This is a genomic window from Chryseobacterium pyrolae, assembly GCF_025153485.1.
Classification (GTDB): Bacteria; Bacteroidota; Bacteroidia; order Flavobacteriales; family Weeksellaceae; genus Chryseobacterium; species Chryseobacterium antibioticum.
Genome location: NZ_JANZQH010000008.1, coordinates 154,480 through 175,477, shown reverse-complemented (window position 1 = coordinate 175,477; position 20,998 = coordinate 154,480). Strand labels below are relative to the sequence as shown.

Below are 20,998 nucleotides of genomic sequence, written 5' to 3'. Positions count from 1 at the left end.
TCAATCGAACAGCAGGTACAGATATCTGCTGTTCGATTTGTGAAATCCTCTACCCCATTCTGACAAATGAAAATATCAAAGCTCCTACAGCTAAAGAAATTATTATAAAATCCATGGTGCTGGGAAAAGATTGATGTTTTTTTTGTATCTTTGCCAACTGTAATTCCTAAGTATTACGAGGAATCAAGGACAAGATATTGATAACAAAACAATAAAAAAGCAGAACAATGCCAAAATTAAAAACGAAATCAGGTGCTAAAAAGCGTTTTAAACTTACCGGAACTGGTAAGATTAAAAGAAAAAATGCTTTCAAAAGCCACATCTTGACAAAGAAAGAAACTAAGCAAAAGAGAAATCTTACGCAAACTTCTTATGTTGCAAAAGTGGACGAGAAAAGTGTTAAACGTCAATTAGCAATTAAGTAGTTTTTATAAATCTATATTCGGTTTATAAGAATTCAAACAAATTCAACAATTTAACCCTGAAACGGTGCCACTAAGTGAATGAATAGTGAAAAGATAATAATTAAGATTTTTCATTATTTACTTTTAATTCTAAATTAAAAAATTCCGCCCTTTTCAAAAAAACAATTTAAATTATGCCAAGATCAGTAAATGCAGTAGCTTCAAGAGCTCGCAGAAAGAAAATTATTAAGCAAGCTAAAGGTTTTTTCGGTAGAAGAAAGAACGTTTGGACTGTAGCTAAAAACGCGGTAGAAAAAGCAATGCAATATGCTTACCGTGGAAGAAAAGAGAAAAAGAGAAATTTCAGATCACTTTGGATTACTCGTATCAACGCGGGTGCCAGAGAGCATGGAATGTCTTACTCTCAATTTATGGGAGCTCTTAAAAAGAACAACGTTGAGCTTAACAGAAAAGTTTTAGCAGATTTAGCAATGAATCACCCTGAAGCTTTCAAAGCAGTTGTAGATCAAGTAAAATAATGTAGAATTTTTTGTTATCAATATAATCCCGGGCTTTGCTCGGGATTTTTTTGTGCCTACCATTTTGTAACTTTTTTTCATTAAAAATAACGTACTGTAGATTAAATTTCGCCCTTTTAAACTTATTAAAAAAAATAAGGATCTATTAGAGAATTTTTCCTTTTTGCATAAAATAAAATTGATTTTTATTATCTACATTTGTTGAATTATTAAATCTATAAAAATTTAGTTAAAAGTGAAAAAAATAACGACTATTTTACTCCTTTCTTTATCAGCTTATAGCCTTCAGGGTCAGAATTTTATACAGGCTTACCAGACCAGAGTAAATAAAGTATCTCAGGCCAATATTACCGCCAACCTTCAGGGTTTTGGGAACCTGGGTGTAAAAACAACAGGTTCAACAGAAAACACGAATGCACTGAATTGGCTTAAAGCAAAATATCAGTCTTACGGGTACGATGCAAGCCAAATCACAGAAGATAGTTTCACTTATAATGGCAATATTTCAAAAAATTTAATCATCACCAAAACAGGAACCGTCTACCCTGATACCTACGTGATTATTTGTGGGCATTATGATACGGTTACCGGCCCGGGAGTAAGTGATAATGGCAGCGGAACATCTATCCTTCTTGAAGCGGCCAGAATCTTAAAAGATGTTCCTACAGATTATTCTGTGAAATTTATTCATTTTTCCGGTGAGGAGCAGAATCTTTTGGGAAGTACACATTATGTAAATAATGTTGTTTTCCAGAATAATGTGCGTCAGCTTAATCTGAAAGTTGTATTCAATATTGATCAGGTAGGAGGACAACTGGGAAATTTAAACAATAATATCAAGTGTGAAAGCGATCAGAGCGGACAAACCGGAAATAACGCAACTTCATTGGCGATGACGCAACAGTTAGCTACCTGTACCACATTATATTCTCCACTTCAGACAACTATGTCCAATGCATTTAATTCGGATTATATGCCATTTGAAAACAAAGGTGATATTATTACAGGCTTTTACGAAACAACAAGAAGTTATAATGAGCATACCGTCAATGATACTTTTGCCAATGTAGATCCTATCTACGTTTTTAATACCGGAAAGGCGGCTTTAGGTGCTTTACAGCACTTTGCAGGCGCTTCAACCATTACTTTAGCAACGGAAGATGTGCACACTGAAAATTCATTGGAAACAGTCAGGATCTATCCTAATCCGGCGCATGATTTCATTCATATAGAGCTGCCAAAGGATGATAAAAACTTTAAAGTTGAGATCAGTGATATGAACGGGAGATTGCTGCTGAATGCTGAAAACGAAAAGAGAATGAATACCTCGGCGCTTACCAATGGAGCGTATATGGTGACCGTAAAATCAGATAAAAATACCATAACCAGAAAAATCATTATAGAAAAATAATCACACACCAACATAAGCAATCACACACCCATCCAAAATATTTAATATGAAAAAACTTACCACATTTTTATGCACTGCGTTAGCGGTCGGAAACGTCAGTGCCCAGACCCTCATTCAAGCTTATAAGAACAGGGCAGACCAGGTTACTCAAACCAACATTACCAACAATCTGCAGCAATTTTCCAATTTAGGAATTAAAACTACCGGATCTGTAAATAATGCCAACACCCTGACCTGGATCAAAAACAAGTACACTTCCTTTGGATATTCTGCCAGTCAGGTCGTGGAAGATCCTTTCACTTTTGGGAGTACCAGTTCCAAGAATCTGGTAATTACCAAAACAGGAACCGTTTATCCTAATAAGTATGTAATCATTTGCGGGCATTATGATACCGTTACTGGTCCAGGCACAAGTGATAACGGTAGCGGGACTTCTGTTATTTTAGAAGTGGCCAGAATTTTAAAGGATGTTCCTACAGAATACTCTATCAAGTTTATTCATTTCTCCGGAGAAGAACAGGGGCTGTATGGAAGTTCTCATTATGCCAATAACGTTGAGTTCCAAAGCGGCGTACGCAAGCTGGATATTAAATTGGTATTTAATCTTGACCAGGTAGGTGGTAAGATCGGAAATGTTAACAATAAGATTATCTGCGAAAGAGATACCGCCGGGCAATCAGGAAATAATGCTGCTTCCAATACCATAACACAGCAGCTGGCAACATGCACTACGCTGTACTCCCCTCTTCAGACCAGCATTTCTAACGCCTATTCATCTGATTATATGCCTTTTGAACAAAAGGGAGATGTAATCACAGGTTTTTATGAATATACCAGAAGTTATAATGAGCATACAGCCAATGACACATTTGCCAATGTAGATCCTGTCTATGTATTTAAAGTAGCCAAAGCTGCCGTAGGGGCAATGCAGCACTTTGCAACGGCATCTTCAACGGTTTCTGCTATTTCTGCGTCTAAGGAAAAGCCACTACAGACATTGGAATCAGTAAAAGTATATCCAAATCCAGCGAAAGATGTTTTAAATATTGAACTGCCGGATTTAAGAACAAAAAACTTTAGTGTTGAAATCACTGATTTGGCGGGACTTCCTATGTTGAAAGAAGAAAATCAGACTCTGATTAACATTTCACGCTTAGAAAATGGCGTTTATCTATGTACTGTAAAGACGGAAGGTTCCAGCGTTACAAGAAAGATCATTATAGAGAAATAAATCATCATTATTAGGTCCTGGCTTTTAAACCAGGACTTTTTACAATTCAGTTTTATCACCAACCACTTCATCATAAAATATAATTAACATGAAAAAAACAATCACTCTTCTGTCGGTTATTCTGGCAGTATCCAGCAGTAAAGCCCAGAGTTTTATTCAGGCTTATCAGGACAGGGCCAATCTGGTTTCACAGACCAATATTACCACGAACTTACAGCAGTTCTCTAATCTTGGAATCAAAACAACCGGTTCTACCAATAATGCCAGTGCATTAACATGGATAAAAAATAAATACATTTCCTATGGATATTCTGCCAGCCAGATCGTAGAGGATCCTTTCACCTTTGGAAGTACCAGTTCTAAAAATCTGGTGATTACCAAGACAGGAACGGTTTATCCTAATAAATACGTAATCATCTGCGGGCATTTTGACAGCATTAACGGTCCTGGAGTGAATGACAACGGCAGTGGGACTTCTATCATCTTAGAGGCCGCAAGGATCTTAAGAAATGTTCCTACAGAGTATTCAATTAAATTCATCCATTTCTCCGGTGAGGAGCAGGGATTGAGGGGAAGCACCCATTATGTGAATAATGTGGCCTACCAGAATGGAACAAGGATATTGGATATCAAGTTGGTATTTAATCTTGATCAGGTAGGAGGCGTTATGGGCAATAACAATAATACGGTTTACTGCGACCAGGATCAGGCGGGACCTACAAGTAATAATGCGGCCGCAGCAGCAGTAACCCAACAGCTTAGAAACTGTACAACCCTGTACTCTCCACTTCAGACGGCTGTAGATCCGGCAGAAGATACAGATTACATTCCTTTTGAAAGAAAAGGTGAAATCATCACGGGCTTTTTTGAAAGAATAAGAAGCAGCTATCCGCACACTTCCAATGATACCTTTGCCAATACAGATCCTGTGTATATTTTCAAAATAGGAAAAGCAACCGTAGGCGCTTTACAACATTTTGCCGTTGCTACTTCTGTCAATTCACTTGTGATGAATACAAAAGAAACTGTTTCCTCTCATGCTCTTGAAGCAGTATCTATCTACCCTAATCCGTCGAAAGATACCGTTAATATCGAACTTCTGGATACGCATATCAAAGAGTTCAGCTTTGAAATTACAGCGCTTTCCGGAAAAGTACTTTTAAAAAAGGATAATGAAACAAAAATTAATGTTTCAGGGCTGCCTGAAGGAGCCTATATCGGTGTTATCAAAGCTGATGGGCAGACGGCGGTACGAAAAATTCTGATTGAGAGATAATCTGAATATTTATATCTAAATTATATGGCAGGAAGGATGACTTCCTGCTTTTTTATTGAATGACTTCCGTATGTGATCATCTTTTCTGCTTATTGATCCCTACTCCGAAGAACTTCCTCTATATCCTCCATAGAAAATCCTTTCGCTTTCAGCAAAATCAAAAAGTGATACATCAAATCGGCGGCTTCATTTTTGAAAAGATCATCATTGCTATCTTTCGCTTCAATAACCAGTTCTACGGCCTCCTCGCCTACTTTCTGAGCCATTTTATTGATTCCTCTCTGATAAAGGGAATAAGTATAAGAGCCTTCGGTCTTGCGATCAATTCTATTGGCTATTTTCGCTTCCAACTCATACAGGAAACCTTTGTTATCTTTTTCACCAAAACAGCTGAAACTTCCGGTGTGGCAGACTGTATTTTTAGGCACTGCCTGGATTAAGATCGTATCCTGATCACAGTCTATATTTATGTTTTTTACCGTTAAAAAATTACCTGATTCTTCTCCTTTGGTCCAAAGGCGGTTTTTGGAACGGCTGAAAAAGGTGACAATGCCTTCTTTTTCTGTTTTTTCAAAAGCCTCTTCATTCATGTAGCCAAGCATCAGTACCTGCTGTGTTCTGCTGTCCTGAATAATTACCGGAACAAGGCCATTACTTTTTTCAAAATCTATTTTCATCGTACGGAAATTTTTTGAGTTCTTAATTGTTTTTTTAATTCTTGAACAGGCACCTCATTAAAGTGGAAAATACTGGCTGCCAATGCACCTGTGGCTTTTGTCTCATTAAATACTTGAACAAAGTCATTGGCACTTCCCGCTCCTCCGGAAGCAATTACAGGAATGCTTACGGCCTCAGAAACCAGCTTCGTAATACGGATATCGAATCCATTTTTTGTTCCGTCACCATCCATGGAGGTCAAAAGAATCTCCCCTGCACCTAAAGATACCACTTCTTTCGCCCACTCTATTGTGTTCAGGTTGGTGGCTACTTTTCCTCCTCTTACATAGACAAGGTCTGATCCATGGGTCAACCTCGTGTCTATGGCTACAACGATGCACTGGCTTCCAAATTCTTTTGAAAGTTTATGAATCAGTTGTGGATTTTTAACAGCCGAAGAATTAATGCTGATCTTGTCTGCTCCGGCTTCCAGAAGTTTCCTGACATCTTCTGCAGAGGAAATCCCTCCTCCAACTGTAAAAGGAATACTCAGGTTTCGTGCAATATCTTTCACCAAACCAACAAATGTTTTTCGGTCTTCCAATGTAGCTGTAATATCCAGGAAAACCAGTTCATCAGCACCTTCCTGCTCATATTTTACGGCAAGTTCTATGGGGTCTCCGGCATTGCGTAAACCTTCAAAATTGACGCCTTTTACCGTCGTTCCGTCTTTGATATCCAGACACGGAATAATTCTTTTTTTAAGCATTTTCAATAAATTCCTGAAGTTGTTGTAATTGTATTTTTCCCTCGTAAATAGCCTTTCCTATAATGGTTCCCGAACATCCGATTTCCTTCATTCTTTCAACATCTTCTATGCATGAAATACCACCACTGGCTGTAAGTTTCACCGTTGTTTTATTCAAAATCTCTTTGTACAGATCTGTTGAAGGGCCTTCCAGCATTCCGTCCTTTGAAATATCCGTGCATATGGTCTGAAGTATTCCTTTTTCCTGATAATTCAAAAGAAAATCGATAATATCCAAGCTGCTTTCTTCCTGCCATCCGGACGTTTTTATTTTTCTGTTTTCGCAATCGGCTCCAAGAATAATCTTTTCGCTCCCATACTTTTTAATCATTTCCAGGCAGAATTCCTGATCCTGAACAGCAATACTCCCAAGCGTGATCTGCTTTGCCCCAGAATTAAAAGCAGTTTCTATATCGTTTCCCGTTTTTAACCCGCCTCCAAAATCGATATGAAGTGATGTTTCCCTGGAAATATTCTCCAAGACTTTCTGGTTCACAATATGTTTAGATCTGGCTCCGTCCAGGTCTACAAGGTGAAGAAACTGAATTCCGTAACTTTCAAATTCCTTAGCAATTTCTACCGGATCTTCACTGTATATTTTTTTTGTGGCATAATCTCCTTTTGAAAGGCGCACACACTTTCCGTCAATAATATCAATGGCTGGAATAATTTTCATCATTTATAATTTAATAAAGTTGTTTAATATCTTACTGCCCACCGTCCCCGATTTTTCCGGGTGAAACTGTACGGCAAAAAAATTATCTCTCTGCAGCGAAGCACTGAACGGCAAAATATACCCACATCCCGCCACTGTAGCATCTGCCAGACCGCAATAATAACTGTGAACAAAATACACATCGCTGTTTTCCTCAACTCCTGAAAAAAGAGGACTTTTAAGATTAGAAATGGTATTCCAGCCCATATGGGGAACCAGATCTTCGGGTGGAAATCTTTTAACATCAACATCAAAAATTCCCATTCCTCTTACATTTCCTTCTTCATTATCTCCACACATCAGCTGCATTCCCAGACAAATGCCCAGAACAGGTTGTTTCAAGGCAGGAATAAGCAGATCAAGGCCTTTTTCTTTCAATACTTTCATTGTTGATGAAGCTTCTCCTACTCCCGGAAAAATAACTTTATCCGCTTTCAGAATCAGTTCGGGATCATCGGTAACTATGGATTCAATATTCAATCGTGCCAGTGCATTTTGAACTGAACTCACATTTCCTCCGTTATATTTTATTAATGCAATCATCTTATAAGCTTCCTTTGGTTGATGGTAAATTATAATTGCTATCTGACTGGTTTACCGCTATTTTAACAGCTTTCGCAAATGCTTTGAATACAGCTTCTATTTTGTGGTGTTCATTACCGCCTTCCGCTTTGATATTCAGATTGGATCTGGAAGAATCTGTAAATGACTTGAAAAAGTGAATAAACATTTCTGTAGGAACATCCCCTATTTTTTCTCTTTTGAAATCCACATCCCAAACCAGCCACGGCCTGCCTCCGAAATCGATTGCCGCCTGGGCCAGACAATCATCCATAGGAAGCAGAAATCCATATCTTTCAATTCCTTTTTTATTTCCCAATGCTTTTAAAAAGGCTTCTCCCAAAGCAATTCCCGTATCTTCAATCGTGTGGTGCTCATCAACCTGAAGATCTCCATTGACTTTTATTTTTAAATCCAAATTTCCATGTTTTGAAATCTGTTCCAACATGTGATCAAAAAAATGAAGTCCCGTTGAAATTTCAGAAGTTCCGTTTCCGTTAAGATCTATTTCAATATCGATTTCGGTTTCATTGGTTTTTCTATAGACTTTTGCCTTTCTGGATTCCTGTTTTAAAAACGAATAAATACCGTTCCAGCTGTCTGTACTGAGCGTCGCATTCTCATTAAAGCTTTCATTGAGGAAAATAGATTGAGTTCCCATGTTTTTAGCTAGTTGAACATCTGTACTTCGATCACCAATTACATAGGAGTTTTCAAGATCATAACTTCCATACATATATTTTGAAAGCATCCCGATTCCCGGTTTTCTGGTCGGGAGATTTTCATGTTCGAAGCTTTTATCGATCAGAATATCGCTGAAAATAATGCCTTCATTTTCGAATGTTTTCAACATTTTTTCCTGAGGTTTTATAAAATCTTCAAAGGGAAAACTTTCAGTTCCCAAACCATCCTGATTAGTCACCATCACCAGTTCGTAATCCATTTCTCTGACGATTTTGGAAAGGTTCTGAAAAACTCCGGGATAAAACTCAAGCTTTTCCAACGAATCTACCTGGAAATCTACCGGCGGTTCTACGATAAGTGTTCCGTCACGGTCTATGAACAATACTTTTTTCATGATTCTATTCCTTTTAAAACATTGACTAATTTTTCATTTTCTTCACGGGTTCCTACATTGATCCTGATGCAGTTTGGAATTGCAGGTGCTCTTTGACTGGTTAAAACTTCTTCTTCAAGCATCTTCTCATACACTTTTTGACCGTCCTTCATTTTAATCAGAAAGAAATTGGCATCTGTCGGAAATACCTTTTCAATACAATCTATCTTTTTAAACTCTTCTTTTAACCATTCTCTTTCCTTTAAGACATTTTCAACGTTTTCTTTGAGTTTGTTTTCATCTTCCAATAGGTTTAGAATAAGCTCCTGACTAAGGGAATTGACGTTATAAGGTGCTTTTACGGTATTAATAAAACGGATGATTTCCTCAGAAGCATAGGCTGTTCCTACCCTTGCTCCCGCTGTTCCCCAGGCTTTTGAAAAAGTCTGAAGGACAATTACATTAGGATATTGGGCAAGCCACTCAATTCCTGATTTCTTTCCTGAAAATTCGATATAAGCTTCATCGATGACAACAATACCTTCAAAATTCTGAATGAAAAACTCAATATCCTCTACACTGTTTCCCGTTGGATTATTGGGCGAACACAGAAAGAAAATTTTAATCTGACGTTCCTGAGTGACCTTTAGAAAATCATCTTTTACAATTTCAAAATTTTCATCCAGATCCAATTTTATCACTTCATTTTCATTGACTGCGGCATAAAAACCGTACATCGCAAAAGAAGGATTCATCATCAGAATGGCATCTTTTTTAGGCTCACAGAAGATTTTAATGGTTAAATCGATCAATTCATCACTTCCATTTCCTATGGCGATCTGCGCCGGAGAAAGATTTTTAAGGCTTGCTAATTTATTTTTAAGCTTTTTCTGAGACGAATCCGGATACCTGTTGAATTCCCCGAACGGACATTCATTAGCGTCCAGCAATACCGGAGCATTAAACTCATTGTGATCCCTGAAACTGATATAAGGCTGTAACTTTAGTATATTCTCTCTTACTAAACTGTTGATATTGAATTTTTTCATTGTATTATTTTAATCTAATAGATACTGCATTTTTGTGGGCGATAAGACCTTCGGCCTCGGCCATTATTTCTATTGTCTTTCCTATGTTTTTAAGACCTTCCCGGGAAAGGTGCTGGAATGTAATTTTCTTAACAAAACTGTCGAGAGAAACCCCGCTGTAGTTCTTTGCATAAGCATTCGTAGGTAAGGTATGATTGGTTCCGCTTGCATAATCTCCTGCACTTTCACAGGAATAATTTCCCAGGAAGACAGATCCTGCATTCACAATAACCGGAATAGACTTCTCAAAATCTTCCAAAGCCAGAATAAGGTGTTCCGGAGCATAGAGGTTACTGAATTGCAAAGCTTCTTCAACAGAATTGATCAGAATAAAAAGACTATGATCCAGAGCCTGACGGGCCATTTCATTTCTTGGAAGCTTTGCCACCTGTTTTTCGACAGCTTCAATGGTTTCGGTGAAAATTTTGAGATCTGTAGTGATAAAAACCACCTGGCTATCGCTTCCGTGTTCCGCCTGTGACAGAAGGTCTGCGGCACAAAAATCCGGAACTGCCTGACTGTCTGCAATCACAAGAACTTCGCTTGGTCCCGCTGGCATGTCAATAGCTACACCATAACGCTGCGCATATTCCTTAGCAGCAACAACAAACTGGTTTCCTGGTCCGAAAATTTTATAAACCTTTGGAATGCTTACTGTCCCTAAAGTCATTGCTGCAATAGCCTGTGCTCCACCCGTTTTGAATATTTTAGTAATACCACAAAGTTTGGCAGTGAACAGAATAGCAGGATTGATATTCCCATTGCTATCGGGTGGTGTACAAAGGATAATCTCCTTGCATCCTGCCAGATTTGCAGGTACAGCAAGCATGAGAACTGTTGAAAACAAGGGCGCAGTTCCCCCCGGAATATAGATTCCTACTTTTTCTACCGCTCTGTTTTCCCGCCAGCAGATTACTCCTTTTGTAGTTTCAATTTTTTCAGTCTCTGTTATTTGGGCAGCATGAAATTTTGAAATATTCTCTTTTGCCTGTCTGATGGCTTTTTTTAACGCTTCAGGAATTTCATTTTCGACATTTTGCCATTCAACTTCTGAAACCGCAATTTCTGGAGTTACTGCCTTGTCAAATTTCTTATTCAACTGAATCAGTGCATGGTCACCGTCTTTTTCTACGGCTGCAAATATTTCCTCAATCAGTCCGGAGATTTCTTCACGTTTAAAAACCGGTCTTTTTACAAGATCTGGCCAAGTTTCTCTTTCTGGATATCTGTATATTTTCATAATTAAATAACCATTTTATCGATTGGAATAATAAGAATGTCCTGTGCTCCGTTTTCTTTCAGCTCATCAATGACGTCCCAAAATCTTTCTTCATCAATCACTGAATGAATACTGCTCCAGCCTTTTTCTGCCAAAGGAATTACGGTAGGACTTTTCAAAACAGGAAGGACAGAAGCAATGTCTTTGATCTTTTCATTCGGAACATTCATCAGGATATACTTTGTATTTTTTGCTCTTAAAACAGACTGGATGCGAAACAGAAATTTATCGAGAATTACCTCTTTCTCAGTATTAAGTACAGACGTTTTTGCCAGAACCGCTTCTGATTTCAGAATGGTGATCGTCTCCCTCAATCCGTTTTTAAATAAAGTACTTCCGGAGCTTACTATATCACAAATACCATCTGCAAGTCCGATATTCGGGGCTATTTCAACTGAACCGGAAATGATGTGGATATCGGACTTGATTCCTTTTTGTTCGAGAAAATCCTTAAGGGTATTGGGATAAGAAGTGGCAATTTTTCTGCCCTGAAAGTAGGAAAGATCATCAGTTTCCACTTCTTTGGGAACGGCTAAGGAAACCCTGCATTTTGAGAATCCCAGTTTCTCAACAATCTGGATATTTTTCTGTTTTTCGGCTAAAAGATTTTCGCCAACGATGGCAACGTCTACCACTCCATCTTCGAGGTATTGAGGAATGTCTGAATTTCTGAGATACATGATCTCCATTGGAAAGTTGTCTACGGAGACTTTCAGCTGGTCTTTTCCGTTGTTGACGAAAATACCGCAGTCTTTGAGGAGCTGTAGGGATTCTTCGTAAAGCCTGCCGCTTTTCTGGATCGCAATTTTTAATTTACTCATTGTATTGTTTTTGGGGTCTGAGTAAATAAAAACTGATCTGTTGGATATTTTCCGGGAAGAATTTGGAAAACAAAAAAACCGTCTGTTTACTCAGACGGTTTTAATTATTTTGATTTTAACACATGTTTATATCAACCAATTCCGTCTTAGCAGAGATGATGATAATAATGATGAAGTGTTAAAAAATTCGGTTTCATTGTTTTGAATTGTGGTACAAATGTAGGATTTATTTTTAAACTGCAAAGTTTTTTTACAGAATTTTTTTGTAGAGATCCATCAACTGAGCTGCTATAGGCTCATCATTAAATCTCTGAACAAACCTGAAACTCTTTTCTGCACGGCGTTTTCTCTCGGATTCATTTTCCCAGAGAAATTTTATCTTGGCTCCAATGTCCTGATCATTTCCGGGATTGATGTAAACAGAGTCTTCTCCTCCTGCTTCCGGCAGGCAGCTTGTATTGCTGGTAATGGTTGCCGTTCTTGAGAAAAGCGCTTCTATAATAGGGATTCCAAAGCCTTCAAAAAAACTGGGATAGACAAAAATATCTGCCAGTTTATAGATCACTGCCAGCTCATCCATGGAAACTCCTTCCAGGAAGATCACTTGTTTATCCATCTTATTTTTTCTGATGAACGCTTCTACTTTTTTATAATAATTCGTCTTTCTTCCAACTACGACTAATGGAATTTCGCTTCCGTTGATTCCTTTAACAATACTTAAAAGATTTTTACGCTCTTCAATGGTTCCTACGTTCAGAATATAACGTTCCGGGAGGTTGAATTTATCTTTTACCGTCTGAATATATTCGTCCGACTGCTGTTCTTTAAAAGCTTTGTGACAGCCCTGATAAATGACTTCAATTTTGGTTTCAGGAACTTTTAGATAGGTAATAATATCTCTTTTGGTTTGTTCCGAAATAGCGATAATTTTATCTGCGGAAGCGGCTGCTTTTTTAAATTTCCACAGGTGTATTTTCCGGTCAAAAAAAGAATAGTATTGCGGGTATCTCATAAAGATCAGATCATGGATCGTCACTATTTTTTTGATGGGTTCTTTGCCCCATTTCAAGGGCAATTCGCCGGAGAGTCCATGGAATATGTCGGCGCCTTCTTTTTGGGCGTCTTTACCCATTTTAAGCTGTCGGGAAAGGTTTCCTTTCGAGGTTTCTACAAAGCGGACATCCGGTCTTTCAAGAATTTCTTTTCCACGTTCTGAACTGTTTTTGTTCAGCAGCAGGTATTCATTTTCGGGATAATACTGAGAAAGGATCCTGACCAGGTCTCTTGAATAATTGCCCAATCCGGACGTATTATGAAAAAAACGTTTTGCGTCGAAGGCAATCTTCATATGAATGTTTTTAATAAGCTTTATTAACGGTTTAAAGGTATAAATAAAATAAACCCTAAATGACTATTCAGGGTTTATTGTATAAATTTTAAAAATCAATCTTTAAAATTTAGAGAATATACAGCTTATACAGCTACATTATTCTCTCTTAAAGCCTCATTAAGAGATGTTTTTTTATCTGTTGATTCTTTTCTCTGACCGATAATCAATGCACATGGAACCTGGTATTCTCCAGCCGGATACTGTTTGGTATAGCTTCCCGGGATTACTACTGAACGGGCAGGCACTCTCCCTTTGATTTCAATAGGCTGGTCACCTGTAACATCAATAATTTTTGTGGAAGCAGTTAATACTACATTCGCACCCAATACAGCTTCTCTTTCTACGTGAACACCTTCTACTACGATACATCTTGATCCGATGAAACAATCGTCCTCAATGATCACCGGAGCTGCCTGTAATGGCTCTAATACCCCACCGATACCAACACCACCACTCAAGTGAACGTTTTTACCGATCTGTGCACAGCTTCCTACGGTAGCCCAAGTATCCACCATCGTTCCGGAATCTACATAAGCTCCGATATTGACATAAGAAGGCATCAAGATAACGCCCGATGCTACGAAAGATCCTTCTCTTGCAATGGCATGCGGTACAACTCTTACTCCTTTTTCAGCATAGTTTTTCTTCAAAGGAATTTTGTCATGAAATTCAAACGGACCTACTTCAATAGTTTCCATCTTCTGGATCGGGAAATACATTACTACAGCTTTCTTCACCCATTCATTCACCTGCCATCCGTTTTCTGTAGGCTCAGCTACACGAAGTTCTCCTGAATCCAATAAAGAAATAACCTCTCTTATGGTCTTCTTGCTGTCTTCGTTCTGTAATAAATCTCTATTATCCCAAATGTTTTCGATAGTTTGTTGTAACGACATGTTTCTTGTTTGATTTTAGTATACATTATTCCTGCAGCTTCCCGCAGTTTTGAAGGTCAAAAGTACAAAAGATTGTTTTAGTATACAAGTTCTGCTGAGAGCCCTCAATGGGAGTTATTCTCTGTTCGCTTTTTAAATATTATTCACAAATAATGAATTCCATTGTCTTTTCAACGTGTTTTTGCTGAATAATTCCTTTTGAATAATGAAGATTGAAACCTGTATTATATTTTGTTAAATAAGCAGTATTAATATCAGGTGTAAGCTCTTTGAGATCATCAGGAACGAGAGCTTTTATATTGAATATCTCCTCTCCACATTTGATCTGCCCTTGAGACTCTTCTAAAAAAGTATGGTACCAGCTTCGCTCTGCAAGTCCCCATGATCTGGCAAAAATTCGGTCATTAACGGTAACCATCCAGATTTCCAGGAAGGTGTTTCTCTGTTGTCCTGCCTTTATTTCAATAATATTGTGACTGTTGATGTAATCTAATGCTAAGTCTTTATTCATTGTTAATTTTTTACGAATCTAAAATGAAAAGAACAATTTAGCTAATTTATTATTTAGCCTGAATAAAATATTATTTGGATTGTTGATTTTCTGATGTTTGTTAGGGTATCATTTATTCGAGCATGCAGAGCCCTGTCAATGTTTAAAACCTTAACAGGTTATTTAAGAGTAGTTTTAGAGGCTTACTTTTTTCAGAGCATCATTGTATTGAGTGCTGCGATAAGGCATTCTTTATAACTTTTGGCTACGGCAATTTTATGGTCTTGGCACACAAGCTGGTTATCCTCGAAATATTCAATATTCGTTAAATTGACAATATAAGAATTGTGAACTCTCATGAATTCGTCAGGAAGACTTTCTATGAGGTCTTTAAGGGTTTTGTAGTAGATGTATTTTTTATTTGAGGTGGTATGGATTTCCACATAATTGCCCAAACCTTTGATGATGGTAATGTCTTTAAAGAACAATTTTACCAGTTTTTTATCTGTTTTAATAAAAGCAAAGGTCCGGTTCTCCATTCAATGATCAGTTTAAATAAGCAATTATAAAACTCTCTGAGCGTGAAGATAAGCTTTATTCCAGTATTTTTCGTTTAATGAAGAAATCATTACTCCTTTTGAAGTAGATGCATGGATAAATTTCACTTCGCCATCCGCTCCGATATCATGAACGATCCCTACATGAGAAACTCTGCTTCCCCCAGCTGTGGCAAAAAACAGAAGATCACCTGGCTTTACTTCTTTGATATCGATCTTTTGACCGGCATCAGCCTGATCTGTAGATCTGCGGGGCAATGAAAAATCATTTTCTTCAAAAACTTTTACAGTGAATCCGGAACAGTCAAAACCTGAAGAGGTATTTCCACCGAATTTATATGGTGCTCCGATATATTTTTCAGCATCTTTTAGGATATCGCTGACGGATCTGGAAATCTTCCCGTCAAATTTAGAATCCAGTTTTCTAAGGTTTTCAGCTTTTACGATAGTTTTCGTTCCCATATTCTTTTTAGAGGATGCATTTTTAGAGGATCCACAGGAAACTGCCAGAGCCGAAGCAATCAGCAGAATGGAAAACTGTTTTATTCTTAAGTTTTTTTCAAATAATCCCGGTCTCATAGTCATCTGATTTTAAATGAAGTAACTAATTATCCACAAATATACATTTTATATTTAAATTATATTATAAGTATACTACAACTATATAATAAATATATGTTAAAATATTGATTTCCTATATTTATTAGTATATTTGAATTCAATTTTACGATATGGCAACCTATGAAAGTTTAATAAAAATCAACGGAAGCGTAGGCGATCTGGTTTTTTACAGCCTGAACGGGAAAAATGTGGTGCGAAAAAAAAGCGGATTTAATAAAACAGCGTTCAAAAAAAGCCCTTCTTATGAGAAAGTAAGGCAGAACAGTTCAGAATTCGGACATTGTTCCAAAGCCGGAAAAACAATACGGAGCTGTATTGAAGGCTATATTAAGGAAGCTGGCGATCCATTGCTCTATCAGAAATTTGCAAAACTGATGACTGCCATAAAGGATCTTGATATTGTTTCGGAAAGAGGAAAAAGAACGGTCCAAAACGGTCTCATAACCCCGGAAGGATTAAAGTTACTTAAAGAATTCAGATTTGGAAAAAAAGGAAATATCTATCCGGAAGTATCTGTTCTGGAAGAAAATGATAACAAGACGCTCAACTTAGGAAGGCTACTATCCGGGGATGACATAGTAATCGTCACAATACAACCTGATCTTGAAGTATACTCCGCGGAATATTTTGAAGAAAGAATTTCTGTGGAACAGAAAACAGGCATCCCTTTTAAAAAGCATTTTTCAGAGGACATGTTCCTACTCTACTTTTTAGTACTGAAGCATAAGGAAGAAATTACCCATATGGGATTTATTTAGATAAAAAAAGCCTGCAGATTGATCTGCAGGCTTTCTGTTTATTTTTTGTCTCCTGTCCAGGTCCCGTATCTTGCGGGTGTGGGAACAGCGTTTGACCAGTTTCCGTTTCCTTTTTTCTCTCTTGAAAGGGTTCCTTTGAATTCTCCGTCGTCAGGAAGCCCGATTACAGCAGTAAGATCACCAGTATCCGTTAAGTTTCCGGAAATGTTATAATTTTCGTCATTAACTGTAGAATGCATCGTACCGGTTACTTTTCCGTCGCTGGCTACCACAAGGTTCCAGGTTCCGTCATCGCTTCCTGTATACTTTCCTGACCATGTTCCTATATAATCATAAATAGTGTCATCATCAGAGCTACATCCGATAAATAAAAAAGCTGTTAAAAGAAGTAAAAAAAGTTTCTTCATAGTTTCTAATAGTTTTATAACCTAATCAAATTTTATTGTTATGTATTCATTTTCTACTCTGAAAATAGAAAATTGAATTAATGTTTATTGTTTTTACGGCTTGTTCCGTGCAAATCTACTAATTTTTTTATTCAGATTATCTGAATTTTAATCAGCTGTTTATATTTTTATGAATTAGCTGTATATTTTGGCTAAAATACAATTATTTCCCAAATGGAAACAACTGATAAGATGGTAACTTATCAAAAAATTCCACAAATAACAACATTGGGGTTATATTAAAATATTACGTTTATTATGTTGAATTTTTTCAATATAAATTATTTTCATTCTATAATTTACAATTTAATTGAAATTTATTTTCAAGGTTATAAATATTTCTTAATTTAGTGAAAAATATAAAAATCACTAAAACCCTAATTAATACCATGAAAACAAGAATAATATTTTTTGTTGCCGTCGCTTTTTTCAGTAGCTTGAAATCCCAGGTAGGGATTAATACTGACACTCCATCCCATACTTTAGATGTTAACGGATTGGTTAGAGTAAGAGCTTTAGCCAATGCTGAGAGAAAAATTGTATCAGCAGACCAACAGGGAGTTTTAACCCTGATCTCCCCTGAAGAAATCTTCTCTCCCAAGGCATTATTGAATACTTCTACATCAGCAGCAGAACAAAGGCTGACTATTTATGAAGGACAATGTTTCCAACCTACAGATAACGCTTCTTCCTGTACGGTTAAGGTCAACCATTACAGTTCTTGTGCAGGTTTCACCCGTGCTGTAGACACTCAGATTGTAGTAGGACAAACGATTAATACAGGTAACGGACAATTTTTAGGAACCTGGGCTTCCCGATTTATCGATAACAAAGGGTATGTAGGGGGTGCAACAGCTGCGGAACAGGTGGCTCCGGATTATCCCAGAATCTCCTACCCTACTGCTAATTCAGCCAACTATTTAGGAACCGGTAGTTTTTCGGGACAGTGCAACGCAGATATTGTGACCACCATTAACCAGACGACCGGTGATATCAAAGTAGAATCTGTGAAAAGAAGTATGTTTGCACACCTTGTGTATCTTTTATCAATATCCCGCTCAAAAAGTAACTAGAAATACATCTTTATAAAATTAAAAATCCGGCTCAATATAAAATTGAGCCGGATTTTTTTAGTACAGAGAAAGATTTAACCTTTCCTCTTAATTTATGCTACGCGCACGTTAACTGCGTTAACGCCCTTTTTACCGTTTTCTAAATCGAATGTTACAGTGTCGTTTTCACGGATATTATCCTTTAAACCTGATGAGTGTACGAAAATATCCTGACCGCCGTTTGATGGTGTAATAAAACCAAAACCTTTGGCATCATTAAAGAATTTTACTGTTCCTTGTTGCATTGTATTGTATTATAAAATTATTGTATTCATTGATAAACTGTTTTTGGCTATCACCATTACTGAAATGATGAAACCATCAAAGCAATAATAAATCGGTTTGTGAGCAAAAATTGATGTTGGTATTTTTTAAAGACCTGAAAATATTCAAGTTGGAAAAAAGGTACTTCACCCGTATATTGATAACAAAACTTAGCGGCTGAAAAAGCGAAAACTGATAGAAAAGAGTAAACTCAAAAGCTTCAGAAAAAGCGTTGGCAGGAGCCCGATTATTTTACAAATGTATGTAAAATTTATTAAAAAACAAACTATTTTACAAATTTATTTATTTTTTTCTCAATTTATCATGTCTCAGATGCAAAAATTACGGTTCTACTATGAGTCCTACACTCAGCAAATCTATGCTTGTACACTGTTTTTTTGATCACTAACCAAGAAAATATTAAATCAACAACCTGATCATTTTTAGCATAATAGTAAAATTAGGTAATTGGAAGCAATATTTCTTAAATACAATAAGTAAAGCCCGCAATTTTCATCATTGCAGGCTTTATTATTTTTATAAATCCTTTGCAAATCTATCTTTTTAATTCAGATAACCTTTATATATGCAGAATTGTATTAGTAAAATTTACTTACTGATGCTATAACTTACAATACAATGTAGACTATTCTATTTGATAAGAAATCTAAACTTATTGATGTTTTTAAGAGCAATACCTGTTCCACGAACAACAGCTCTTAATGGGTCTTCTGCTACGCACACCGGCAATCCCGTTTTTAGATGGATTCTATCTGCCAACCCGTTCAGCAACGCTCCTCCTCCGGCAAGAAAAATACCTGTTTTGTAAATATCCGATGCCAGTTCCGGCGGGGTAATAGAAAGCGTTTCCATAATAGCATCCTCAATTCTCATAATCGATTTATCAAGAGCTTTGAAAACTTCTTTATAGCTCACCATAATTTCTTTTGGCTTACCTGTAATCAGATCTCGTCCCTGTACCGGAATATCTTCCAGGACAAAGTCCAGCTCCTCCAGTGCAGAGCCTATCTCAATTTTGACTCTTTCAGCAGTTCTCTCCCCAATATCTAAATTGTACTGAGATCTGATGAAATAGGCAATATCATTGGTAAAGACATCCCCTGCAATCTTAAGAGATTTGTCGCAGACAATACCGCCCAGCGCAATTACGGCTATTTCAGTAGTCCCACCACCTATATCAACAATCATATTTCCTTCAGGACTTTCAACATCAATTCCGGCACCAATAGCTGCTGCCATTGGCTCGTAAATCAGTTTCACTTCCTTAGCATTTACTTTCAGTGCTGAATCTTTTACAGCTCTTTTTTCAACTTCAGTAATTCCTGATGGAATGCATATTACTATTCTAAGGGCAGGTTGCATAAATTTCCCTCCGATCTCCGGAATCAGTTTGATAAATTCCTTAATCATATGCTCAGACGCATGAAAATCTGCGATGACCCCATCTTTCAAAGGACGTATTGTCCTAATGTTTTCATGGGTTTTTCCCTGCATAAGCTTAGCCTGTAGTCCTACAGCAATAGGTTTTCCCGTAGTTCGGTCAATAGCCACTATAGAGGGCTGATCGATAACAATCTTATTATTATGTATGATAAGGGTATTGGCCGTTCCTAAATCAATAGCTATTTCCTGTGTAAACATATCGAACAATCCCATATTCCATTATTTTATTGACCGCAAAAATACGCTATTACTAATGATATCGGTGAAAGTAGAAATTGTAATTAGAGTTAAACTTACGTTAAAGTATTGGCCAAAGAAAAATTATTGCTTACAGACAGGCAGTTATGTTCTGGAGACGAATACAATCTTATGATCCTGACCAAACTATTATGAAGAGACACTAAATAACAGTCCCTCCTTTTAATTTAAAGTCTGCTGTCACACGCTTATATCTTTCTGCATCTATGGGTTTAGAAGCGCGTTCTATAATACTTGATTTAAAACCTAAGTCTAATGCATCATTAGCTGTATAATAGACACAATAATCAGCGGCCACTCCGCAAACGGCTACTTCTGTAACCCCTCTCCCCTTAAGATAATCGGCCATGCCTGTAGATTTTTTTCTACCATTATCAAAGAAACCACTGTAGCTATCAATTTCTTTATCCATTCCTTTTCTGAAAATAGCCTCAATATGATTGGTTAAAAGTTCCGGAACCAATTCAGCTCCCTGTGTTCCTTGTAAGCAATGTTCCGGCCATAGCACCTGATTTAATCCATTTAATGATATTTCTTCAAACGGTTTTTTACCCGGATGGGAAGTAAAGAAACTTTTGTGGCCTGCAGGATGCCAATCTTGTGTGGCTACTACGAGATCATATTCTGACTGTAATTCGTTAATAATTTGAACAATTTCATTACCCTGGTTAACGGCTAAAGCGCCTCCCGGTAAAAAATCATACTGTACATCGATGATAATTAGAGCATTCATAAATAAAAATTAAATGTTATTAGTTTAATAAATCTACAATACGTGATTTAAAGTATTCAAATTTAACTATTTTTCCACATAATGTGAATTTTTTACTAATGAAACATTTAAATTCAATTTATCTGATTATTATTGCCAGTACAATCAAGAAATTATACGCGT

At 37.1% G+C, this 20,998-nt stretch carries 24 protein-coding genes; 7 read left to right on the top strand and 17 right to left on the bottom strand.

Features of this window, described 5'->3' with window-relative positions; all coding sequences use genetic code 11:
* Nucleotides 1-227 precede the first annotated feature (227 nt).
* From rpmI to NZD88_RS16650, 5 genes are all read left to right on the top strand, one after another.
* Complete coding sequence (rpmI, locus tag NZD88_RS16670) at nucleotides 228-425, top strand: 50S ribosomal protein L35 (RefSeq protein ID WP_034711140.1); 198 nt, start codon at nucleotides 228-230, stop codon at nucleotides 423-425.
* A gap of 173 nt (nucleotides 426-598) precedes the next feature.
* Entirely contained in the window at nucleotides 599-943 is a 345-nt protein-coding gene (gene rplT, locus NZD88_RS16665) for a 50S ribosomal protein L20 (protein WP_034705993.1), read from the top strand.
* 235 nt (nucleotides 944-1,178) lie between these two features.
* The gene (locus NZD88_RS16660; protein WP_259830616.1) at nucleotides 1,179-2,354 is read left to right on the top strand and encodes a M28 family peptidase; all 1,176 of its coding nucleotides are present in this window, start codon (nucleotides 1,179-1,181) and stop codon (nucleotides 2,352-2,354) included.
* A 46-nt stretch (nucleotides 2,355-2,400) separates the two neighbouring features.
* Nucleotides 2,401-3,585 (top strand): M28 family peptidase, encoded by a 1,185-nt coding sequence (locus NZD88_RS16655; protein WP_259830614.1) that lies wholly within the window; start codon nucleotides 2,401-2,403, stop codon nucleotides 3,583-3,585.
* A gap of 88 nt (nucleotides 3,586-3,673) precedes the next feature.
* Nucleotides 3,674-4,861, top strand: coding sequence for a M28 family peptidase (locus NZD88_RS16650; RefSeq protein ID WP_259830612.1), 1,188 nt, complete (start codon nucleotides 3,674-3,676; stop codon nucleotides 4,859-4,861).
* 89 nt (nucleotides 4,862-4,950) lie between these two features.
* On the opposite strand, the gene hisIE is transcribed toward NZD88_RS16650, so the two are convergent.
* From hisIE to NZD88_RS16585, 13 genes are all read right to left on the bottom strand, one after another.
* Nucleotides 4,951-5,538: a bifunctional phosphoribosyl-AMP cyclohydrolase/phosphoribosyl-ATP diphosphatase HisIE gene (gene hisIE / locus NZD88_RS16645; RefSeq protein WP_259830610.1), complete on the bottom strand. Its 588-nt coding sequence runs from the start codon at nucleotides 5,536-5,538 to the stop codon at nucleotides 4,951-4,953.
* Nucleotides 5,535-6,287, bottom strand: a complete 753-nt coding sequence (hisF, locus tag NZD88_RS16640; RefSeq protein WP_259830608.1) for an imidazole glycerol phosphate synthase subunit HisF — start codon at nucleotides 6,285-6,287, stop codon at nucleotides 5,535-5,537. The genes hisIE and hisF overlap by 4 nt, the downstream gene beginning before the upstream one ends.
* Nucleotides 6,280-7,002 carry a 1-(5-phosphoribosyl)-5-[(5-phosphoribosylamino)methylideneamino]imidazole-4-carboxamide isomerase gene (gene hisA, locus NZD88_RS16635; RefSeq protein WP_259830691.1) on the bottom strand — a complete coding sequence of 241 codons (723 nt, stop codon included), beginning with the start codon at nucleotides 7,000-7,002 and terminating at the stop codon, nucleotides 6,280-6,282. Before hisA ends, hisF begins: the two co-directional genes overlap by 8 nt.
* Before the next feature lie 3 nt (nucleotides 7,003-7,005).
* Nucleotides 7,006-7,584 (bottom strand): imidazole glycerol phosphate synthase subunit HisH, encoded by a 579-nt coding sequence (gene hisH / locus NZD88_RS16630; protein WP_259830606.1) that lies wholly within the window; start codon nucleotides 7,582-7,584, stop codon nucleotides 7,006-7,008.
* 1 nt (nucleotide 7,585) lies between these two features.
* Complete coding sequence (gene hisB, locus NZD88_RS16625) at nucleotides 7,586-8,680, bottom strand: bifunctional histidinol-phosphatase/imidazoleglycerol-phosphate dehydratase HisB (protein ID WP_259830605.1); 1,095 nt, start codon at nucleotides 8,678-8,680, stop codon at nucleotides 7,586-7,588.
* Nucleotides 8,677-9,708 (bottom strand): histidinol-phosphate transaminase, encoded by a 1,032-nt coding sequence (hisC, locus tag NZD88_RS16620; RefSeq protein ID WP_259830604.1) that lies wholly within the window; start codon nucleotides 9,706-9,708, stop codon nucleotides 8,677-8,679. The genes hisB and hisC overlap by 4 nt, the downstream gene beginning before the upstream one ends.
* A 4-nt stretch (nucleotides 9,709-9,712) precedes the next feature.
* Nucleotides 9,713-10,987 (bottom strand): histidinol dehydrogenase, encoded by a 1,275-nt coding sequence (gene hisD, locus NZD88_RS16615; RefSeq protein WP_259830603.1) that lies wholly within the window; start codon nucleotides 10,985-10,987, stop codon nucleotides 9,713-9,715.
* A 2-nt stretch (nucleotides 10,988-10,989) separates the two neighbouring features.
* Complete coding sequence (gene hisG / locus NZD88_RS16610; RefSeq protein WP_259830602.1) at nucleotides 10,990-11,847, bottom strand: ATP phosphoribosyltransferase; 858 nt, start codon at nucleotides 11,845-11,847, stop codon at nucleotides 10,990-10,992.
* Between the two features lie 250 nt (nucleotides 11,848-12,097).
* Nucleotides 12,098-13,195: a glycosyltransferase family 4 protein gene (locus tag NZD88_RS16605; RefSeq protein WP_259830601.1), complete on the bottom strand. Its 1,098-nt coding sequence runs from the start codon at nucleotides 13,193-13,195 to the stop codon at nucleotides 12,098-12,100.
* A gap of 125 nt (nucleotides 13,196-13,320) precedes the next feature.
* Nucleotides 13,321-14,133, bottom strand: a complete 813-nt coding sequence (locus NZD88_RS16600) for a 2,3,4,5-tetrahydropyridine-2,6-dicarboxylate N-succinyltransferase (RefSeq protein ID WP_259830600.1) — start codon at nucleotides 14,131-14,133, stop codon at nucleotides 13,321-13,323.
* Between the two features lie 139 nt (nucleotides 14,134-14,272).
* On the bottom strand, nucleotides 14,273-14,644 hold the full coding sequence (locus NZD88_RS16595; protein ID WP_259830599.1) for a DUF2255 family protein: 372 nt from the start codon (nucleotides 14,642-14,644) through the stop codon (nucleotides 14,273-14,275).
* Between the two features lie 191 nt (nucleotides 14,645-14,835).
* The gene (locus NZD88_RS16590; protein ID WP_259830598.1) at nucleotides 14,836-15,162 is read right to left on the bottom strand and encodes a LytR/AlgR family response regulator transcription factor; all 327 of its coding nucleotides are present in this window, start codon (nucleotides 15,160-15,162) and stop codon (nucleotides 14,836-14,838) included.
* Between the two features lie 24 nt (nucleotides 15,163-15,186).
* Nucleotides 15,187-15,759, bottom strand: coding sequence for a C40 family peptidase (locus NZD88_RS16585; protein ID WP_259830596.1), 573 nt, complete (start codon nucleotides 15,757-15,759; stop codon nucleotides 15,187-15,189).
* Between the two features lie 152 nt (nucleotides 15,760-15,911).
* Here NZD88_RS16585 and NZD88_RS16580 point away from each other — a divergent pair, with 152 nt between their 5' ends.
* The gene (locus NZD88_RS16580) at nucleotides 15,912-16,559 is read left to right on the top strand and encodes a hypothetical protein (protein WP_259830595.1); all 648 of its coding nucleotides are present in this window, start codon (nucleotides 15,912-15,914) and stop codon (nucleotides 16,557-16,559) included.
* Nucleotides 16,560-16,597: 38 nt separating this feature from the next.
* On the opposite strand, the gene NZD88_RS16575 is transcribed toward NZD88_RS16580, so the two are convergent.
* Nucleotides 16,598-16,966: a hypothetical protein gene (locus NZD88_RS16575; RefSeq protein WP_169233258.1), complete on the bottom strand. Its 369-nt coding sequence runs from the start codon at nucleotides 16,964-16,966 to the stop codon at nucleotides 16,598-16,600.
* Nucleotides 16,967-17,394: 428 nt separating this feature from the next.
* On the opposite strand from NZD88_RS16575, the gene NZD88_RS16570 reads away from it, so the two are divergent.
* Entirely contained in the window at nucleotides 17,395-18,078 is a 684-nt protein-coding gene (locus tag NZD88_RS16570; RefSeq protein WP_259830594.1) for a hypothetical protein, read from the top strand.
* Nucleotides 18,079-18,170: 92 nt separating this feature from the next.
* Here the strand turns inward: NZD88_RS16570 and NZD88_RS16565 are convergent, their stop codons facing one another.
* From NZD88_RS16565 to pncA, 3 genes are all read right to left on the bottom strand, one after another.
* Nucleotides 18,171-18,362, bottom strand: a complete 192-nt coding sequence (locus NZD88_RS16565) for a cold-shock protein (protein WP_259830593.1) — start codon at nucleotides 18,360-18,362, stop codon at nucleotides 18,171-18,173.
* 670 nt (nucleotides 18,363-19,032) lie between these two features.
* Entirely contained in the window at nucleotides 19,033-20,058 is a 1,026-nt protein-coding gene (locus NZD88_RS16560) for a rod shape-determining protein (protein ID WP_169233261.1), read from the bottom strand.
* A 187-nt stretch (nucleotides 20,059-20,245) separates the two neighbouring features.
* The gene (gene pncA / locus NZD88_RS16555) at nucleotides 20,246-20,836 is read right to left on the bottom strand and encodes a bifunctional nicotinamidase/pyrazinamidase (RefSeq protein ID WP_259830592.1); all 591 of its coding nucleotides are present in this window, start codon (nucleotides 20,834-20,836) and stop codon (nucleotides 20,246-20,248) included.
* Between the last annotated feature and the right edge of the window lie 162 nt (nucleotides 20,837-20,998).

What these genes read in the sequence shown, in the direction of transcription:
- rpmI (WP_034711140.1), top strand. Translation starts at nt 228, where the DNA reads ATGCCAAAATTAAAAACGAAATCAGGTGCTAAAAAGCGTTTTAAACTT.
- rplT (WP_034705993.1), top strand. Translation starts at nt 599, where the DNA reads ATGCCAAGATCAGTAAATGCAGTAGCTTCAAGAGCTCGCAGAAAGAAA.
- NZD88_RS16655 (WP_259830614.1), top strand. Translation starts at nt 2,401, where the DNA reads ATGAAAAAACTTACCACATTTTTATGCACTGCGTTAGCGGTCGGAAAC.
- NZD88_RS16650 (WP_259830612.1), top strand. Translation starts at nt 3,674, where the DNA reads ATGAAAAAAACAATCACTCTTCTGTCGGTTATTCTGGCAGTATCCAGC.
- hisIE (WP_259830610.1), bottom strand. Translation starts at nt 5,538, where the DNA reads ATGAAAATAGATTTTGAAAAAAGTAATGGCCTTGTTCCGGTAATTATT.
- hisF (WP_259830608.1), bottom strand. Translation starts at nt 6,287, where the DNA reads ATGCTTAAAAAAAGAATTATTCCGTGTCTGGATATCAAAGACGGAACG.
- hisA (WP_259830691.1), bottom strand. Translation starts at nt 7,002, where the DNA reads ATGAAAATTATTCCAGCCATTGATATTATTGACGGAAAGTGTGTGCGC.
- hisH (WP_259830606.1), bottom strand. Translation starts at nt 7,584, where the DNA reads ATGATTGCATTAATAAAATATAACGGAGGAAATGTGAGTTCAGTTCAA.
- hisB (WP_259830605.1), bottom strand. Translation starts at nt 8,680, where the DNA reads ATGAAAAAAGTATTGTTCATAGACCGTGACGGAACACTTATCGTAGAA.
- hisC (WP_259830604.1), bottom strand. Translation starts at nt 9,708, where the DNA reads ATGAAAAAATTCAATATCAACAGTTTAGTAAGAGAGAATATACTAAAG.
- hisD (WP_259830603.1), bottom strand. Translation starts at nt 10,987, where the DNA reads ATGAAAATATACAGATATCCAGAAAGAGAAACTTGGCCAGATCTTGTA.
- hisG (WP_259830602.1), bottom strand. Translation starts at nt 11,847, where the DNA reads ATGAGTAAATTAAAAATTGCGATCCAGAAAAGCGGCAGGCTTTACGAA.
- NZD88_RS16605 (WP_259830601.1), bottom strand. Translation starts at nt 13,195, where the DNA reads ATGAAGATTGCCTTCGACGCAAAACGTTTTTTTCATAATACGTCCGGA.
- NZD88_RS16600 (WP_259830600.1), bottom strand. Translation starts at nt 14,133, where the DNA reads ATGTCGTTACAACAAACTATCGAAAACATTTGGGATAATAGAGATTTA.
- NZD88_RS16595 (WP_259830599.1), bottom strand. Translation starts at nt 14,644, where the DNA reads ATGAATAAAGACTTAGCATTAGATTACATCAACAGTCACAATATTATT.
- NZD88_RS16590 (WP_259830598.1), bottom strand. Translation starts at nt 15,162, where the DNA reads ATGGAGAACCGGACCTTTGCTTTTATTAAAACAGATAAAAAACTGGTA.
- NZD88_RS16585 (WP_259830596.1), bottom strand. Translation starts at nt 15,759, where the DNA reads ATGAGACCGGGATTATTTGAAAAAAACTTAAGAATAAAACAGTTTTCC.
- NZD88_RS16580 (WP_259830595.1), top strand. Translation starts at nt 15,912, where the DNA reads ATGGCAACCTATGAAAGTTTAATAAAAATCAACGGAAGCGTAGGCGAT.
- NZD88_RS16575 (WP_169233258.1), bottom strand. Translation starts at nt 16,966, where the DNA reads ATGAAGAAACTTTTTTTACTTCTTTTAACAGCTTTTTTATTTATCGGA.
- NZD88_RS16570 (WP_259830594.1), top strand. Translation starts at nt 17,395, where the DNA reads ATGAAAACAAGAATAATATTTTTTGTTGCCGTCGCTTTTTTCAGTAGC.
- NZD88_RS16565 (WP_259830593.1), bottom strand. Translation starts at nt 18,362, where the DNA reads ATGCAACAAGGAACAGTAAAATTCTTTAATGATGCCAAAGGTTTTGGT.
- NZD88_RS16560 (WP_169233261.1), bottom strand. Translation starts at nt 20,058, where the DNA reads ATGGGATTGTTCGATATGTTTACACAGGAAATAGCTATTGATTTAGGA.
- pncA (WP_259830592.1), bottom strand. Translation starts at nt 20,836, where the DNA reads ATGAATGCTCTAATTATCATCGATGTACAGTATGATTTTTTACCGGGA.